15 protein-coding genes are annotated in these 16,656 nt (G+C 70.0%); 14 read left to right on the top strand and 1 reads right to left on the bottom strand.

The genetic code is table 11. The features are described 5' to 3' along the window. Positions 1-65: 65 nt before the first annotated feature. On the bottom strand, positions 66-437 hold the full coding sequence (locus G514_RS28310; RefSeq protein WP_084152300.1) for a GIY-YIG nuclease family protein: 372 nt from the start codon (positions 435-437) through the stop codon (positions 66-68). A 293-nt stretch (positions 438-730) separates the two neighbouring features. Between G514_RS28310 and G514_RS0121785 the strand changes: the two genes are divergently transcribed. The 14 genes from G514_RS0121785 to nuoN all read left to right on the top strand — a co-directional run bounded on the left by G514_RS0121785 (position 731) and on the right by nuoN (position 16,615). Continuing rightward, complete coding sequence (locus G514_RS0121785) at positions 731-1,090, top strand: NADH-quinone oxidoreductase subunit A (RefSeq protein WP_028653475.1); 360 nt, start codon at positions 731-733, stop codon at positions 1,088-1,090. A gap of 26 nt (positions 1,091-1,116) precedes the next feature. Then, positions 1,117-1,671: a NuoB/complex I 20 kDa subunit family protein gene (locus tag G514_RS0121790; protein ID WP_028653476.1), complete on the top strand. Its 555-nt coding sequence runs from the start codon at positions 1,117-1,119 to the stop codon at positions 1,669-1,671. After that, positions 1,668-2,384: an NADH-quinone oxidoreductase subunit C gene (locus G514_RS0121795; protein WP_028653477.1), complete on the top strand. Its 717-nt coding sequence runs from the start codon at positions 1,668-1,670 to the stop codon at positions 2,382-2,384. Before G514_RS0121790 ends, G514_RS0121795 begins: the two co-directional genes overlap by 4 nt. A 2-nt stretch (positions 2,385-2,386) precedes the next feature. Continuing rightward, positions 2,387-3,733, top strand: a complete 1,347-nt coding sequence (locus tag G514_RS0121800; protein ID WP_028653478.1) for an NADH-quinone oxidoreductase subunit D — start codon at positions 2,387-2,389, stop codon at positions 3,731-3,733. Next, on the top strand, positions 3,730-4,503 hold the full coding sequence (gene nuoE, locus G514_RS0121805; protein ID WP_028653479.1) for an NADH-quinone oxidoreductase subunit NuoE: 774 nt from the start codon (positions 3,730-3,732) through the stop codon (positions 4,501-4,503). The genes G514_RS0121800 and nuoE overlap by 4 nt, the downstream gene beginning before the upstream one ends. Continuing rightward, entirely contained in the window at positions 4,496-5,806 is a 1,311-nt protein-coding gene (gene nuoF, locus G514_RS0121810; protein WP_028653480.1) for an NADH-quinone oxidoreductase subunit NuoF, read from the top strand. Before nuoE ends, nuoF begins: the two co-directional genes overlap by 8 nt. Before the next feature lie 5 nt (positions 5,807-5,811). Continuing rightward, positions 5,812-8,235, top strand: coding sequence for an NADH-quinone oxidoreductase subunit G (locus tag G514_RS0121815; protein ID WP_028653481.1), 2,424 nt, complete (start codon positions 5,812-5,814; stop codon positions 8,233-8,235). A gap of 23 nt (positions 8,236-8,258) precedes the next feature. Then, positions 8,259-9,539: an NADH-quinone oxidoreductase subunit NuoH gene (nuoH, locus tag G514_RS0121820; protein WP_036566041.1), complete on the top strand. Its 1,281-nt coding sequence runs from the start codon at positions 8,259-8,261 to the stop codon at positions 9,537-9,539. A 2-nt stretch (positions 9,540-9,541) separates the two neighbouring features. Next, positions 9,542-10,162: an NADH-quinone oxidoreductase subunit NuoI gene (gene nuoI, locus G514_RS28315; protein WP_084152301.1), complete on the top strand. Its 621-nt coding sequence runs from the start codon at positions 9,542-9,544 to the stop codon at positions 10,160-10,162. Then, complete coding sequence (locus G514_RS28320) at positions 10,159-11,019, top strand: NADH-quinone oxidoreductase subunit J (RefSeq protein WP_084152302.1); 861 nt, start codon at positions 10,159-10,161, stop codon at positions 11,017-11,019. The genes nuoI and G514_RS28320 overlap by 4 nt, the downstream gene beginning before the upstream one ends. Before the next feature lie 164 nt (positions 11,020-11,183). Further along, entirely contained in the window at positions 11,184-11,486 is a 303-nt protein-coding gene (nuoK, locus tag G514_RS0121835; RefSeq protein WP_028653483.1) for an NADH-quinone oxidoreductase subunit NuoK, read from the top strand. A 19-nt stretch (positions 11,487-11,505) separates the two neighbouring features. Further along, the gene (nuoL, locus tag G514_RS0121840; RefSeq protein WP_051248048.1) at positions 11,506-13,449 is read left to right on the top strand and encodes an NADH-quinone oxidoreductase subunit L; all 1,944 of its coding nucleotides are present in this window, start codon (positions 11,506-11,508) and stop codon (positions 13,447-13,449) included. Continuing rightward, complete coding sequence (locus G514_RS0121845; RefSeq protein WP_028653485.1) at positions 13,446-15,005, top strand: NADH-quinone oxidoreductase subunit M; 1,560 nt, start codon at positions 13,446-13,448, stop codon at positions 15,003-15,005. Before nuoL ends, G514_RS0121845 begins: the two co-directional genes overlap by 4 nt. Then, a complete protein-coding gene (gene nuoN / locus G514_RS0121850) occupies positions 15,005-16,615 on the top strand; it encodes an NADH-quinone oxidoreductase subunit NuoN (RefSeq protein ID WP_028653486.1) in 1,611 nt (536 codons plus the stop codon). Before G514_RS0121845 ends, nuoN begins: the two co-directional genes overlap by 1 nt. Positions 16,616-16,656: the final 41 nt, after the last annotated feature.

Genomic DNA, 16,656 nt, shown 5'->3' on the forward strand with positions numbered 1-16,656 from the left:
GGGCTCCTCGCACCTCAGCCACCGTGGAGTCGCCACCGACGGTGGCTGGCCGCGGACGGCCGCCGTCAGGTGGGGCCGCGGGCTGGGTCGGTGGCGGTCGGTGCCGGTCTCGGCTCGGCGTCCTCCGCCGCGGCCTTCTCGCGCTCTCGGTCCTGCACGCCCTTGCGTCGCGACAGTGCGATCAGGGCGTCGTAGTCGCCGCGGATGAGGGCTTCCTTCTTGGCCCGGCTCCAGCCGGCGATCCGCTTCTCGAAGGCGAAGGCCTGCTCGATGGAGTCGAACTCGGCGTTCCACACGAGCTCCACCGGTCGCCGCCTGCGCGTGTAGACCGCGCCGTCGGGACTGTGGTTGTGCTGCCAGATCCGGCCGTCGAGATCCCAGGTGCTTCCGACGTAGTAGGTGTCGTCGTTGCAACGAACCATGTAGGTGTAGGGCATCCGTTCAGCCTCGGTGGGCCCACCGTCCTCCGTCGGCTCTCGTTCTGCCGCCTGTGTACGACGTGCTCGTCGGTGCGGGCTGTGAACGACTCGTGGCCCATCGCTGTGGTGGCACTCATTTAGCGCACGTTCTCGTTGCCAATTTCTGCAGGTCAGGGGCCGGAACCCCCCGACTTCTCTGCGTGGATCGCGAGTGGCAGTATGAGCGACGCGCCACTTAGTGATTGCGTTCACAAGTTCACGAATGCGATCTGGGTCACATCGGAGCGGCAAGCGGAGAGAAGGCACAGCGGATGGACCTCTACATCCCGGTCCTGGCACTCGCGGCTCTGGCGTTCCTGTTCGCCGCCGGCTCGGTGGTGATGAGCAGCCAGGTCGGCCCGAAGCGCTACAACCGGGCCAAGCTCGACAGCTACGAGTGCGGCATCGAGCCGACTCCGCAGCCGGTCGGCGGTGGCCGGTTCCCGGTGAAGTACTACATCACCGCGATGCTCTTCATCGTCTTCGACATCGAGATCATCTTTCTCTACCCGTGGGCCGTGCACTTCGACGCGATGAAGTTCTTCGGGCTCGCCGAGATGGTCATCTTCATCGTCACGGTCTTCGTCGCCTACACCTACGTGTGGCGTCGCGGCGGCCTCGACTGGGACTAGCAACCACAAGGACGTAGGGACTCAGAGTGGGTATCGAGGAGAAGCTGCCGAGCGGCGTGCTCCTGACGACGGTCGAGGGCGTCGCGGGCTACATGCGCAAGGCGTCGTTCTGGCCGGCCACGTTCGGCCTCGCCTGCTGCGCCATCGAGATGATGACCAGCGGCGGCCCGAAGTACGACCTCGCGCGGTTCGGCATGGAGGTCTTCCGCGCCAGCCCGCGCCAGGCCGACCTGATGATCGTCGCCGGCCGGGTCAGCCAGAAGATGGCGCCCGTCCTGCGCCAGATCTACGACCAGATGCCCGACCCCAAGTGGGTGCTCGCGATGGGCGTGTGCGCGAGCAGCGGCGGCATGTTCAACAACTACGCGATCGTCCAGGGCGTCGACCACGTCGTCCCCGTCGACATGTACCTCCCCGGTTGTCCGCCGCGTCCCGAGATGCTCATCGACGCGATCCTCAAGCTGCACGACCAGGTCCAGAAGCGGCCGCTCGGCGCCAACATGAGCGCCCAGATCGAACGTCGCGAGAACGACGCCCTCAAGGCGCTCCCGACGAGCGAGATGAAGGGCCTGCTGCGGTGACCGACGAGCAGCACGGCAACCCGCCGGCCGAGAACGCGCCGGCCACCCTCGAGCCCGAGGTGCGCGTGGTCGGCGAGCGCCGCGGCATGTTCGGGGTCGCCGGCTCCGGTGACACCAGCGGCTACGGCGGCCTGCGGCAGCCGATCGTCTTCCCGGTCGCGTCGCAGCGTCCCTTCGACGGCTGGCACGAGGAGGTCGCGGCCGCGCTCGACACGGCGCTGGCCGGAGGCGGGCTCGAGCACGCCGTCGAGAGCGTGGTCATCCACCGCGGCGAGATCACCTTCCACGTACGCCGCGAGGACCTCGCAGCAGTCGCCCGGCTGCTGCGCGACGACCCGGCGCTGCGGTTCGAGTTCTGCTCGGGGGTGTCGGGCGTCCACTACCCCGAGGACGCCGGCCGCGAGCTGCACGCCGTCTACCACCTGCTGTCGATGACTTTCAACCGCAGGATCCGGGTCGAGGTCACCTGCCCCGAGGGCGACCCGCACATCCCCTCGATCATGGCGACCTACCCGACCAACGACTGGCACGAGCGCGAGACGTTCGACATGTTCGGCATCGTCTTCGACGGCCACCCCGCGCTCACCCGGATCCTCATGCCCGACGACTGGCCGGGCCACCCGCAGCGCAAGGACTACCCCCTGGGCGGCATCCCGGTCGAGTACAAGGGTGGCGTCATCCCGCCGCCCGACGAGCGACGGAGCTACAGCTGAACATGACCACCGACACCCAGCAGGACCTCTACGCCGGCGCCAGCGAGACCAGCGAGGGCCGCGTCTTCACCGTCACCGGCCAGGACTGGGACCAGATCGCCCAGGGCGTGGCCGAGGAGGCCGACGAGCGGGTCGTGGTCAACATGGGCCCGCAGCACCCCTCGACCCACGGCGTGCTCCGCCTGATCCTCGAGCTCGACGGCGAGACGGTGACCGAGGCCCGCTGCGGCATCGGCTACCTGCACACCGGCATCGAGAAGAACATGGAGTTCCGCTCCTGGGTGCAGGGCGTCACGTTCTGCACCCGCATGGACTACCTCAGCCCGTTCTTCAACGAGGCGACCTACTGCCTCGGCGTCGAGCGGCTCCTCGACATCGAGGACGACATCCCCGAGAAGGCCCAGGTCATGCGGGTCCTGCTCATGGAGCTCAACCGCATCTCCTCCCACCTGGTCTGCATCGCGACCGGCGGCATGGAGATCGGCGCGCTGACGGTCATGACGATCGGCTTCCGCGAGCGCGAGCTCGTGCTCGACCTGTTCGAGCTCATCACCGGCCTGCGCATGAACCACGCGTTCATCCGCCCCGGCGGCGTCGCCCAGGACCTCCCGCCCGGAGCCCTCGACGAGATCCGCGCGTTCATCGCGCTGATGAAGAAGCGCCTCCCCGAGTACGCCGCCCTGTGCAACGCCAACCCGATCTTCAAGGGCCGGCTCGAGGGCGTCGGCCACCTCGAGCTCGACGGCTGCCTGGCGCTCGGCCTCAGCGGTCCGCCGCTGCGGGCCGCGGGCTACCCGTGGGACCTCCGCAAGACGCAGCCCTACTCGGGCTACGAGGACTACGACTTCGAGGTCCAGACCTGGGACACCTGCGACTCCTACGGGCGCTTCCGGGTCCGGCTCAACGAGATGTGGGAGTCGCTCAAGATCATCGAGCAGGCCGCCAACCGCCTCGCGGGTCTCGAGGGCGCGCCGGTCATGGTGTCCGACAAGAAGGTCGCGTGGCCGAGCCAGCTCGCGATCGGCAGCGACGGCATGGGCAACAGCCTCGACCACATCCGCCACATCATGGGTGAGTCGATGGAGGCCCTGATCCACCACTTCAAGCTGGTCACCGAGGGCTTCCGGGTCCCGGCCGGCCAGGCCTACGTCCCGATCGAGTCGCCGCGCGGCGAGCTCGGCGCCCACGTCGTGTCCGACGGCGGCACCCGCCCCTTCCGCGCGCACTTCCGCGACCCGTCGTTCACCAACCTCCAGGCCACCAGCGTGATGAGCGAGGGCGGCATGGTCGCCGACGTCATCGTCGCCATCGCCTCGATCGACCCCGTGATGGGAGGCGTCGACCGGTGACTCTTCTGACCGACGAGACCTTCGGCGAGCTCGAGGCCATCGCCGCGCGCTACCCCGAGCCCCGCAGCGGCCTGCTGCCGATGCTGCACCTCGTGCAGTCGGTCGAGGGCCGGATCACCCCGGAGGGGATCGAGGCCTGTGCCGAGATCCTCGGCATCTCCGCCGCCGAGGTGAGCGGGGTCGCGACGTTCTACACGATGTACAAGCGCAAGCCCGTCGGCGACTACCTCGTCGGCGTCTGCACCAACACGCTGTGCGCGGTGATGGGCGGCGACGCGATCTTCGAGCGGCTCAAGGACCACCTCGACGTCGGCAACGACGAGACGACCGCCGACGGCAAGATCACCCTCGAGCACGTCGAGTGCAACGCCGCCTGCGACTACGCGCCGGTGATGATGGTCAACTGGGAGTTCATGGACAACATGACCCCCACCTCGGCCGTCCGGCTCGTCGACGACCTGCGCGAGGGCAAGGAGGTCACCTCCACCCGCGGTCCGCGGCTGTGCACGTGGAAGGAGGCCGAGCGCGTGCTCGCCGGCTTCCCCGACGGCCGCGTCGACGAGGGGCCCGGGGCCGGCGCCGCCTCGCTCGTGGGGCTCAACCTCGCCCGTCAGAACTCCTGGTCCGCCCCGAGCGGCGGCGGGGCCGAGCGCAAGGACAAAAGCATCGAGAGCGGCACCGCCGAGACCAAGGGCGGCGCGGTCGCCCAGGCCGACACCTCGCGCGCCGAGACCGAGACCGAGCAAGAAGAGGGCAAGAAGAGTGACTAGCACCCTCACCCCCGTCCTCACCGACATCTGGGACGCCGACCAGTCCTGGAAGCTGTCGACCTACACCGACCGCGGCGGCTACGCCGCGCTCGACAAGGCGTTGGGGATGGCGCCCGACGCCATCGTCACCGCGGTGAAGGACTCCGGCCTCCGCGGCCGCGGTGGCGCGGGCTTCCCGACCGGCATGAAGTGGTCGTTCATCCCGCAGGACAACCCGAACCCGAAGTACCTCGTCGTCAACGCCGACGAGTCCGAGCCGGGCACCTGCAAGGACATCCCGCTGATGATGGCCAACCCCCACGTGCTCGTGGAGGGCGTGATCATCAGCTCGTTCGCGATCCGCGCCAACAAGGCCTTCATCTACATCCGCGGCGAGGTGCTCCACGTGATCCGCCGGGTGCAGGCCGCGGTCGAGGAGGCGTACGCCGCCGGCCACCTCGGGAAGGACATCCACGGCTCGGGCTACGACCTCGACGTCGTCGTCCACGCCGGTGCTGGCGCCTACATCTGCGGCGAGGAGACGGCGCTGCTCGAGGGGCTCGAGGGCCGCCGCGGGCAGCCGCGCCTGCGGCCGCCGTTCCCCGCGGTCGCCGGTCTCTACGCCAGCCCCACGGTGATCAACAACGTCGAGTCGATCGCGTCGGTGCCGAGCATCATCGAGCACGGGGCCGAGTGGTTCGCCTCGATGGGCACCGAGAAGTCCAAGGGCTACGGCATCTTCAGCCTCTCGGGCCACGTCACCCGCCCCGGACAGTACGAAGCTCCGCTCGGCATCACGCTGCGCGAGCTGATCGACCTCGCCGGCGGGATGCGCGAGGGCCACGTGCTCAAGTTCTGGACGCCCGGCGGCTCCAGCACGCCGCTCCTCACCGACGAGCACCTCGACGTGCCGCTCGGCTTCGAGGAGGTCGTCGCGGCCGGCTCGATGCTCGGCACCCGCGCGCTCCAGCTCTTCGACGAGACCACCTGCGTGGTCCGGGCGGTGCTGCGCTGGACGGAGTTCTACAAGCACGAGTCGTGCGGCAAGTGCACGCCGTGCCGCGAGGGCACGTGGTGGCTGGTGCAGATGCTCACCAGGCTCGAGCAGGGCGTCGGAGAGGAGAGCGACCTCGACCTGCTGCTCGACCAGTGCGACAACATCTTCGGCCGCTCGTTCTGCGCGCTGGCCGACGGTGCGGTGAGCCCGATCCAGAGCTCCATCAAGTACTTCCGCGACGAGTACCTCCAGCACCTCGCCGAGGGCGGGTGCCCGTTCGACCCGATGAAGTCCACCCTGTTCGCCGACGAGCTCGAGATGGCCTGAGCGACATGACCACTGCTCCCGAGAAGACCGACGCGGCTGTCCCGGACACCGTCAAGACGGTGTCGGTGACCATCGACGGCATCCAGGTCAGCGTCCCCGAGAACACCCTCGTGATCCGCGCCGCCGAGCAGGTCGGCGTCCAGATCCCGCGCTTCTGCGACCACCCGCTGCTCGCACCGGTCGGCGCGTGCCGCCAGTGCCTGGTCGACATCCCCGACGCCGGCAACGGCCGCGGCTTCCCCAAGCCGCAGGCCTCGTGCACGCTGCCCGTCGCCGAGGGCATGGTCGTCAACACCCAGGTCACCAGCGAGGTCGCCGACAAGGCGCAGCAGGGGATCATGGAGTTCCTGCTGATCAACCACCCGCTCGACTGCCCGGTCTGCGACAAGGGCGGCGAGTGCCCCCTCCAGAACCAGGCCATGTCCAACGGCCGCGGCGAGTCGCGGTTCTTCGAGTCCGGCGGCCTCAAGCGGACCTTCCCCAAGCCGATCAACATCTCGGCGCAGGTGCTGCTCGACCGCGAGCGGTGCGTGCTGTGCGCCCGCTGCACCCGCTTCTCCGCGCAGATCTCCGGCGACCCGTTCATCGAGCTCATCGAGCGCGGCGCCCTGCAGCAGGTCGGCATCTACGAGAAGGAGCCGTACGACAGCTACTTCTCCGGCAACACCATCCAGATCTGCCCGGTGGGCGCGCTGACCTCGGCCGAGTACCGCTTCCGCTCGCGCCCCTTCGACCTCGTCTCCACCCCCTCGATCGCCGAGCACGACGCGTGCGGCTCCGCGATCCGCGTCGACCACCGGCGCGGCAAGGTGATGCGCCGCCTCGCCGGCAACGACCCCGAGGTCAACGAGGAGTGGATCACCGACAAGGACCGGTTCGCGTTCCACTACGCCACGGCCGGCGACCGGCTCACCTACCCGCAGGTCCGCGACACCGATGGCGAGCTGCGCCCGGCGTCGTGGACCGAGGCGTTCGCGGTGGCGGCCCGCGGGCTGCGCGAGGCTGGCGGCGTGGGCGTGCTGCCCGGGGGCCGGCTCACCGCCGAGGACGCCTACGCCTACTCGAAGTTCGCCCGCGTCGCGCTCGGCACCCACGACATCGACTTCCGGGCCCGTCCGCTCTCGGCCGAGGAGGCGTCGTTCCTCGCGGCCAAGGTGGTGCTCACCGGCCCCGCCAACGGCGCCCCGACCTACGCCGACCTCGAGCGTGCCAACCGGGTGCTGCTGGTCGGGTTCGAGCCCGAGGACGAGGCCGGCGCGGTGTTCCTCCGCCTGCGCAAGGCCCACCTCGCCTCCGGCACGCAGGTCGTCTCCATCGCTCCGCACACCTCGCGCGGCCTGCTCAAGATGGGCGGCGCGCTCATCCGGACCGCGCCCGGCGACGAGGCCGCGGCGCTCGACGAGCTCGGCATGACCGGCGAGCACCCGCTCGACTCGACGTCGGTGATCATGGTCGGCGAGCGGCTCGCGACCTCGCCCGGCGCGCTCTCCTCGGCCGCGGGCCTCGCGGCCCGCACCGGTGCCCGGCTCGCGTGGGTCCCGCGCCGCGCCGGTGACCGGGGCGCCGTCGAGACCGGCTGCCTGCCCAACCTCCTGCCCGGCGGCCGTCCCGTCGCCGACGCCCAGGCGCGGGTCGACGTGGCGACCACGTGGGGCATCGACTCGCTGCCCGAGACGCCCGGGCGCGACGCCGACCAGATCGTCGCCGCGGTCAACGCCGGCGAGCTCGGCGGGCTCGTCGTCGGCGGTGTCGACCCCGACGACACCGCAGACCCGGCGGCGTTCCGTGCGGCCCTCGACGCCGCGTCGTTCGTCGTCGCGCTCGAGCTGCGCGAGACCGACGTGACGCGCGCGGCCGACGTCGTGTTCCCCGTGGCCGCGGTGATCGACAAGGCCGGCATGTTCGTCACCTGGGAGGGTCGCCCGCGCTCGTTCGACGCGGTGTTCACCAACCCGCAGGCGCTGCCCGACAGCCGGGTGCTGGCCGGCATCGCCGAGGAGCTCGACCGGCCGCTCGGCTTCCGGACGGTCGGCGAGGTGCGCGCGCAGATGGAGGACCTCGGCCCGTGGGACGGCGACCGCGCCGCCTTCGACGCCGTCGTCAACACGGCGCCCACCGACACCTCCGGCGAGACGATGGCGCTGTCCACCTGGAAGCAGCTGCTCGACCACGGCTCGATGCAGGACGGCGACGACAACCTGCGCGCCACCGCCCGCCACGCCGTCGCACGGGTGAGCCGGGCCGTCCTCGAGGCCCACGGCGAGACCGTGACGATCACCGGCGACCGCGGCGAGTGGACCCTGCCGGCCGAGGTCGCCGACCTGCCCGACGGCGTCGTCTGGGTGCCCGCCAACAACGCCGGCAACGGCGTGCTCGCCGACCTGGCGTCGCCGGGCAGCCGGGTCACCGTGAAGGGAGCGCAGCTGTGAGCACCGCTGTGAGCACCGCCGTGATGCCCCTCGCGCTGGAGCAGTTCGGCCACGACCCGTGGTGGATCATCCTGATCAAGACCGTGGCGATCTTCGTGATCCTGGTCCTGCTCACGCTGTTCAACATCTGGTGGGAGCGTCGCGTCGTGGCGCGGATGCAGCACCGCATCGGCCCCAACGTGCACGGCCCGTTCGGCCTGCTCCAGTCGCTCGCCGACGGCGTCAAGCTGGCGCTCAAGGAGGACATCATCCCGAAGGCCGCCGACAAGGTGGTCTTCCTCCTCGCGCCGGTGCTCGCGACGGTGCCGGCGTTCGTGACGTTCGCGGTGATCCCGTTCGGGCCCGAGGTCTCGTGGTTCGGCCACACGACGCCGCTCCAGCTCACCGACATGCCCGTCGCGGTGCTGTTCGTGATGGCCATCGCGTCGATCGGCATCTACGGCATCGTGCTCGGCGGCTGGTCCAGCGGGTCGACGTACGCCCTGCTCGGCGGCCTGCGCTCGAGCGCCCAGATGATCTCCTACGAGGTCGCGATGGGCCTCGCGCTCGTCGCGGTGTTCCTCTACGCCGGGTCGCTGTCGACCTCGGAGATCGTCGCCGCACAGGACGACCTCTGGTACGGCCTGATCCTGCTGCCGTCGTTCGTGATCTACGTGATCTCGATGATCGGCGAGACCAACCGCGCGCCGTTCGACCTCCCCGAGGCCGAGGGCGAGCTCGTCGGTGGCTTCCACACCGAGTACAGCTCGCTGAAGTTCGCGCTGTTCTTCCTCGCCGAGTACATCAACATGGCCACGGTCTCGGCGCTGGCGACCACGCTGTTCCTCGGCGGCTGGCACGCGCCGTTCTGGATCGACCACCTCTACGGCGGCTTCAACGAGGGCTACTGGCCGCTGCTGTGGTTCTTCGGCAAGGTGCTCGGGTTCATCTTCTTCTTCATCTGGCTCCGCGGCACCCTGCCGCGGCTGCGCTACGACCAGTTCATGGCGCTCGGGTGGAAGTGGCTCATCCCGATCTCGCTCGGCTGGATCATCGCGGTGGCCACGATCCGGGCCGTGTCGCTGCACGGCAGCATCGACCGCCAGTACCTCATGGCCGGCATCGGCGTCGCGCTGGTGCTGCTGATCGCCCTCTCGTTCTGGCCGAGCAAGGACGGCGGCGACGAGGAGGTCGAGGCGCCGACGGCTGGCACCGGCGGCTTCCCGACCCCGCCCATGCCCGCTGGCGGCGCCGTCCGCGGCGCCGCCCAGCCCCTGACCTTCGAAACCAGCGGCAGCACCGTCTCCGCCGGCAGTGAGGACTGACGATGCCCACCCTCAAGGAACAGTTCTGGGACCCGGTCGCCGGGTTCGGGGTCACCTTCCGCACGATGTTCCGGAAGGTCGTCACCGAGCAGTACCCCTTCGAGAAGCTCCCGACGGCACCCCGCTTCCACGGCCGGCACCAGCTCAATCGCTGGCCCGACGGGCTCGAGAAGTGCATCGGCTGCGAGCTCTGCGCCTGGGCGTGCCCGGCGGACGCGATCTACGTCGAGGGCGCGTCCAACACCGAGGACGAGCGGTTCAGCCCGGGGGAGCGCTACGGCCGCGTCTACCAGATCAACTACCTGCGCTGCATCCTGTGCGGCCTGTGCATCGAGGCCTGCCCGACGCGGGCGCTCACGATGACCAACGAGTACGAGCTGGCCGACGACAACCGGGCCGACCTCATCTACACCAAGAACGAGCTGCTGGCCCCGCTGCTGCCGGGCATGGAGCAGCCCCCGCACCCGATGCGGCTCGGTGACGACGAGGGCGACTACTACCGCGGCGCCTACAAGACCAAGGTCGCCGAGCCGGTCGCGGACTTCGACCTCGAGGAGTCCGCGCTGCGCGACCTGGCGGCGGGCGACAAGCTGGTCGACGAGCAGAGCGAGGCACCGCGGTGATCGCGTTCAACGTCCTCGCGCCGATCATGGTGCTCGCCGCGCTCGGCATCCTCTTCGTCCGCAAGGCCGTGCACGCCGCGCTGCTGCTCGCGGTCGTGATGATCTCGCTGGCGGTGCTCTACGCCGCCCTCGAGGCGCCGTTCCTCTTCGCGGTGCAGATCATCGTCTACACCGGCGCGATCCTCATGCTGTTCCTCTTCGTGCTCATGCTGGTCGGCGTCGACGCGTCCGACTCGGTCGTCGAGACGATCCGCGGCCAGCGGCTGTTCGCGATCCTGGGCGGGCTGGTGCTCGGCGTGACCCTGGTGCTCGGCGTCGGCCAGATCTCGCTCGGCACGGTCGTCGGCCTCTCCGAGGCCAACGACGGCGGCAACATCGAGGCGCTCGCCAACATCCTCTTCTCGCGCTACGTCTTCGCCTTCGAGGTCACCTCGGCGCTGCTGATCACCGCTGCGATGGGCGCGATGGTGCTGGCGCACCGCGAGCGGCTCACCCCGAAGCCGTCGCAGGCGCAGCTGGCGGCCGAGCGGGTGCGCTCCTACGGCGAGGACGGCCGGCACCTCGGGCCGCTGCCGGCACCGGGCGTCTTCGCCCGCCACAACGCGGTCGGCACCCCCGCGCTGCTGCCGGACGGCAGCGTCGCTGAGGACTCGCTCTCCCGCGTGCTCACCGCGCGCGGCACCGTGCGCCCGGCCCCGCGCGACGTCGAGGCCGTGCAGCGAGCGATCGACTTCGCACCCGACGGCGTGCCGCACTCCGAGACCGCTCCCGACGGCCGCACGACGAGCTCCTCGCGCGGCCCCGGCTCCACCTCGGGCCCGGCCGGCCCGACGCCCGGCGACGAAGGAGGGAACTGAATGGACACGACCTCCCATTCCAGGCCGGTCGACCGCCGCCCCACGGGCGCTCCGCCGCGTTGCCGTCGCTCGAAAGACGTCCAGCCTGCCTTCGCTCCGGCGCCTTGCGGAGCATCCCGTGGATGCGACGCTCGCCTCGACCTGGAATGGGAGGTCATGTCCATATGGACTCCGTGACGCCGTTCATCGTGCTCTCCGCGATCCTGTTCACCATCGGCGCGGTCGGGGTGCTCACCCGCCGCAACGCGATCGTGGTGTTCATGTGCGTCGAGCTGATGCTCAACGCCAGCAACCTCGCGCTCGTCGCGTTCGCCAAGCAGCACGGCAACCTCGACGGCCAGATCGCGGCGTTCTTCGTGATGGTGGTGGCCGCCGCCGAGGTCGTGGTCGGCCTCGCGATCATCATGACCATCTTCCGCACCCGCCGCTCGGCCTCGGTCGACGACGCCAGCCTGCTCAAGTACTGAACCGGACAGGACACAGGACATGTTTGCGTTGCACGAGGGCGGACACGTGCCGGTGGTCGACCCGACCGCGGCGGACGGGGTCTTCTCCCTGGCCTGGCTGGTCATCGCGCTGCCGCTGGCGGGCGCGGCGATCCTGCTCGTCGGAGGCGCGATCGCCCCGAAGCGGTTCGCGGCGTTCGGGCACGTGCTCGGCACGCTGCTGCCGATCGGCTCGTTCGCGATCAGCCTGGCGATGTTCCTCTCGCTGCTCGGTCGTGACGAGGGTGACCGGCAGGTCGTCCAGCACGTCTACGACTGGATCGACGTCGGCGGCCTGCACGTCGGCATGGACCTCCTCTACGACCCGCTCACCGCGCTGTTCCTGCTGCTGATCACCGGCGTCGGCTCGCTGATCCACGTCTACTCGATCGGCTACATGGCCCACGACCCGCGCCGGGTGCGGTTCTTCGGCTACCTCAACCTGTTCGTGGCCGCGATGCTCACGCTGGTCATGGCCGAGAACTACCTCGGGCTGTTCCTCGGCTGGGAGGGCGTCGGCCTCGCGTCGTACCTCCTCATCGGCTTCTGGCAGCACAAGCACTCCGCCGCGGCCGCCGCCAAGAAGGCCTTCGTCATCAACCGCGTCGGCGACATGGGCCTCTCGGCCGCGATCATGCTGGCGTTCGCGACCTGGGGCTCGACGAGCTTCACGGTGATCAGCGCGAACGCCGACGGGGCGAGCGAGAAGACGATGACCGCGCTCGGTCTGCTCCTCCTGCTCGGCGCGTGCGGCAAGTCCGCGCAGGTCCCGCTGCAGGCCTGGCTGCTCGACGCGATGGAGGGCCCGACCCCGGTCTCGGCCCTCATCCACGCCGCGACCATGGTGACCGCGGGCGTCTACCTCATCACCCGCTCCAACTTCGTCTTCGAGCGCGCGCCCGACGCCCAGACCGTCGTGGTGATCGTCGCGACCGTGACGCTCCTGTGGGGCGCGGTCATCGGCTGCGCGAAGGACGACATCAAGAAGGCGCTGGCCGGTTCGACGATGAGCCAGATCGGCTACATGATGCTGGGCGCCGGCCTCGGCGTGGCGGGCTACGCGTTCGCGATCTTCCACCTGCTGACCCACGGGTTCTTCAAGGCCAACATGTTCCTCGGGGCCGGCTCGGTGATGCACGGCATGGACGACGACGTGAACATGCGCCACTACGGCGCCCTGCGCGCGATGATGCCGGTGACGTTCCTGACCTTCGCGATGGGCTACCTCGCGATCATCGGGTTCCCGGGCTTCTCCGGCTTCTGGTCGAAGGACAAGATCATCGAGGTCGCGCTGGCGGAGAACTGGGTCGTCGGCGCCTGTGCGCTGCTCGGCGCCGGCATCACCGGCTTCTACATGACCCGCCTGATGCTGATGACGTTCTTCGGCGAGAAGCGCTGGGCGAAGGACGTGCACCCGCACGAGTCGCCCGCGGTGATGACCTACCCGCTCATCGTGCTTGCGGCCCTGTCGGTGCTCGGCGGCCTGATGCTGGCGGGCGGCTGGATCCAGGACTTCCTGTCGCCGGTCGTAGGCGAGGAGGTCGAGCACGACCCGCCCATCCCGGCGCTCGCGGTCACGGGGCTCGCGGTGCTGATCGTCGCCGTCGGGGTCACGATCGCGATCATGCTGGTCGGCCGGCGCGACGTGCCGCGCGAGGCGCCCCAGGACGTCTCGTTCGTCACCAGGGCCGCCCGCGCCGACGTCTACGGCGACGCGATCAACGACGAGCTGGTGGTCAAGCCCGGCCGGGCGCTCACCGGTGGCCTGCTGGTCTTCGACCGGTCCGTGGTCGACGGCCTCTTCAGCGGTGGCGCACTCACGGTCGGCGGCGTCGGCGCGCTCGTCAGGCGCGCTCAGAATGGCTTCGTCCGCTCCTACGCCCTCTCCCTGCTCGGCGGCGTGCTCCTCGTCGTGCTCGCGCTCCTGGCGGTGAACCTCGCATGAACGACTTCCCAATCCTCACCGTCCTCTGGGTCGTGCCGCTGCTCGGCGCGATCGGCATCGCCTTCGGTCCCCGGGGAGTCATCGCCAAGCAGGCGGCCCTGGTCGTCTCGCTCGCGACGCTCGTCATCGGCGTCGCCGCCGCGGTGCAGTTCGACCGCGACGGCTCCGGCTTCCAGCTCGAGGAGACCCACACCTGGATCGAGGCCTTCGGCGTCCACTACGCCCTCGGTCTCGACGGGCTCGGGCTGCTGCTGGTGCTGCTGACCGTCGCGCTGGTGCCGATCGTGGTGCTCGCCGCCTGGAACGACAGCCCCGACGACGAGTGCAAGCCGTGGTTCGCCTGGGCGCTCGCGCTCGAGGCGCTCTCGCTGGTGGTCTTCCTCGCCACCGACGTGTTCCTCTTCTACGTCGTCTTCGAGGCCACGCTGATCCCGGCGTACTTCCTCATCGGCGGCTTCGGCCGCGCGAAGCGCTCGGCGGCCGCGCTGAAGTTCCTCATGTTCCAGCTCGGCGGCGGGCTGGTGCTGCTCGGCTCGGTCATCGGCCTCTACGTCGTCTCCGCCGACGAGGGCTCCCCGTCGTACCTCTTCGACGACCTCCAGCAGCTCGACATCTCCACCAGTGCCGGTCGCTGGCTGTTCGCCGGCTTCTTCATCGCGTTCGCGATCAAGGCGCCGCTGTTCCCGGTGCACACCTGGCTGGCCGACACCACCGAGCAGGCGACGCCGCCGACCAGCGTGCTGCTGGTCTGCGTGCTCGACAAGATCGGCACCTTCGGCATGCTGCGCTTCTGCCTCGGCCTCTTCCCCGAGGCCAGCGAGTGGGCGACGCCGCTGGTGGTGGTGCTGGCGCTCGTCTCGATCGTCTACGGCGCGTTCGTCGCCATCGGCCAGGACGACATCCTGCGCCTGATCGGCCTGACCTCGCTGAGCCACTTCGGCTTCATCACCCTGGGCATCTTCGTCTTCACCAACCAGGGCGCCAACGGCTCGATCCTCTACATGGTCAACCACGGCGTCGCGACCGCCGCGCTGTTCCTGGTGGCGGGCTTCGTCATCAGGCGCCGCGGCACCACGCTGATCAGCCGGATGGGCGGCCTCGAGAAGGTGACCCCGGTGGCCGCCGGGCTCTTCCTGGTGGCCGCGCTGGCCACGGCGGGCCTGCCGGGGCTGAGCCAGTTCGTCTCGGAGATCCTGGTGCTGATCTCGGCGTTCGACTACCGCTGGTACGTCGGCGCGATCGCAGTCACCGGCATCGTGCTGGCCGCGATCTACGCGCTGTGGGCCTACCAGAAGATGTTCACCGGTCCGAAGGACGCCGCGCTGGACGCCGAGGTCTCGGCCGGCGGCGAGGGCGTGGTCGACCTCGGCCGCCGCGAGCTCGCCGTGCTCGCGCCGCTGATGCTCGCGCTCGTCCTGTTCGGCTTCTACCCCGCGCCGCTGCTCGACGTGGCCAACCCGTTCTCCGAGCAGCTGCTCGAGCACACGGGCGTCCACGACGACGGGCCGCGGGTCCCGGCCGAGGCCGCTCACGACGGACAGAGCGAGGACCACTGATGGACTTCTCCAAGCCCACCATCGAGTACGCCCAGCTGTGGCCGATGCTCGTCGTCTTCGGCGTCGCCTGCCTCGGCGTCGTCGTCGAGGCCTTCGTGCCGCGCGAGCGGCGCTACCTCACCCAGGCCGCGCTCGCGGTCGTCGGCCTCGCCGTCGCCCTGGGCGGCTCGGTCTGGGTCGGCACCGACCTCAAGGAGCTCAAGGGCGCCGGCGACGCCGTCGCGCGCGGCAAGCTCGCCGCCGAGGGCACGCTCGCGGTCGACGGTCCGTCGGTCTTCATCTGGGCATTGGTCCTGGTCTTCGCGATCGGCGGCGTGCTGCTCTTCGCCGAGCGCCGGCTCGAGGCCGGGGTGTCGGCGTTCGCCGGCCAGGCCGCGGCGCTGCCCGGCACCGAGGCCGAGCGCGAGGCGTCGACGCGCGGGCTCGACCACACCGAGGTCTACCCGCTGCTGATGTTCGCGGTCGGCGGCATGATGCTGTTCCCGACCGCCAACGACCTGCTGACGATGTTCGTGGCCCTCGAGGTGCTCTCGCTGCCGCTCTACCTGCTCTGCGGGCTGGCGCGGCGGCGCCGGCTGCTGAGCCAGGAGGCTGCGCTGAAGTACTTCCTCCTCGGCGCGTTCTCCTCCGGCTTCTTCCTCTACGGCGTCGCGCTGATCTACGGCTTCGCCGGCTCGATGCAGTTCGCCGACATCAACGAGGCCGTCCGCAACGACACCTCCAACTCCGCGCTGCTGCTGATCGGCATGGGCATGCTCGCCGTCGGCCTGCTGTTCAAGGTCGGCGCGGTGCCGTTCCAGGCGTGGACGCCCGACGTCTACCAGGGCGCCCCGACCGCCGTGACGGCGTTCATGGCGGCCTGCACCAAGATCGCAGCGTTCGGCGCCCTGCTGCGGCTCTTCTACGTCGCCTTCGGCGCGGACCGCTGGGACTGGCAGCCGATGCTCTGGATCATCGCGATCCTCACCATGCTGGTCGGCTCGGTCCTCGCGGTCGTGCAGACCGACATGAAGCGGATGCTCGCCTACTCCTCGGTGGCGCACACCGGCTTCCTGCTGACCGGTCTGCTCGGCGTGCAGGCGGCCTCGGCGCTCGGCAAGGACGAGATCACCTCGCTCCAGGCGGTGCTCTTCTACCTCGCGACGTACGGCCCGGCCACGGTCGGCACCTTCGCGATCGTGACGCTGGTGCGCGACGCGGGGGGCGAGGCGCCGGCGTTCTCGAAGTGGGCCGGCCTCGGCAAGCGCTCGCCGCTCGCCGCCGGCGCGTTCGCGTTCCTGCTGCTCTCGATGGCGGGGATCCCGCTCACCGGCGGGTTCGTCGGCAAGTGGGCCGTCTTCGCGGTGGCCCTCTCAGCGGGCGCCTGGCCGGTGGTCATCGCGGCGATCGCGGCGTCGGTGATCTCGGTGTTCTTCTACGTGCGCGTCATCCTGCTGATGTTCTTCGCCGAGCCCGATCGCGACGCGGGCGTCGAGAGCGCCGCGGTCACGACGCCCTCGCTGCTGACGTCGGCCACCATCGCGGTATGCGTCGCTGCCACGCTGTTCCTCGGCGTGATCCCGGGCCCGGTGCTCGACCTGGCCGGAAATGCGGGATCATTCATCAGGTGACGTCCACCGAGGGGCTGGCGCTCCCAGTCACCGACCCCGAC

The organism is Nocardioides halotolerans DSM 19273 (assembly GCF_000422805.1).
GTDB classification, from domain to species: Bacteria; Actinomycetota; Actinomycetes; order Propionibacteriales; family Nocardioidaceae; genus Nocardioides; species Nocardioides halotolerans.

Excerpts from the sequence above, each read along its gene's own strand:
- G514_RS28310 (WP_084152300.1), bottom strand. The coding sequence starts at position 437 with ATGCCCTACACCTACATGGTTCGTTGCAACGACGACACCTACTACGTC.
- G514_RS0121785 (WP_028653475.1), top strand. The coding sequence starts at position 731 with ATGGACCTCTACATCCCGGTCCTGGCACTCGCGGCTCTGGCGTTCCTG.
- G514_RS0121800 (WP_028653478.1), top strand. The coding sequence starts at position 2,387 with ATGACCACCGACACCCAGCAGGACCTCTACGCCGGCGCCAGCGAGACC.
- G514_RS0121815 (WP_028653481.1), top strand. The coding sequence starts at position 5,812 with ATGACCACTGCTCCCGAGAAGACCGACGCGGCTGTCCCGGACACCGTC.
- nuoH (WP_036566041.1), top strand. The coding sequence starts at position 8,259 with ATGCCCCTCGCGCTGGAGCAGTTCGGCCACGACCCGTGGTGGATCATC.
- nuoI (WP_084152301.1), top strand. The coding sequence starts at position 9,542 with ATGCCCACCCTCAAGGAACAGTTCTGGGACCCGGTCGCCGGGTTCGGG.
- nuoK (WP_028653483.1), top strand. The coding sequence starts at position 11,184 with ATGGACTCCGTGACGCCGTTCATCGTGCTCTCCGCGATCCTGTTCACC.
- nuoL (WP_051248048.1), top strand. The coding sequence starts at position 11,506 with ATGTTTGCGTTGCACGAGGGCGGACACGTGCCGGTGGTCGACCCGACC.
- G514_RS0121845 (WP_028653485.1), top strand. The coding sequence starts at position 13,446 with ATGAACGACTTCCCAATCCTCACCGTCCTCTGGGTCGTGCCGCTGCTC.
- nuoN (WP_028653486.1), top strand. The coding sequence starts at position 15,005 with ATGGACTTCTCCAAGCCCACCATCGAGTACGCCCAGCTGTGGCCGATG.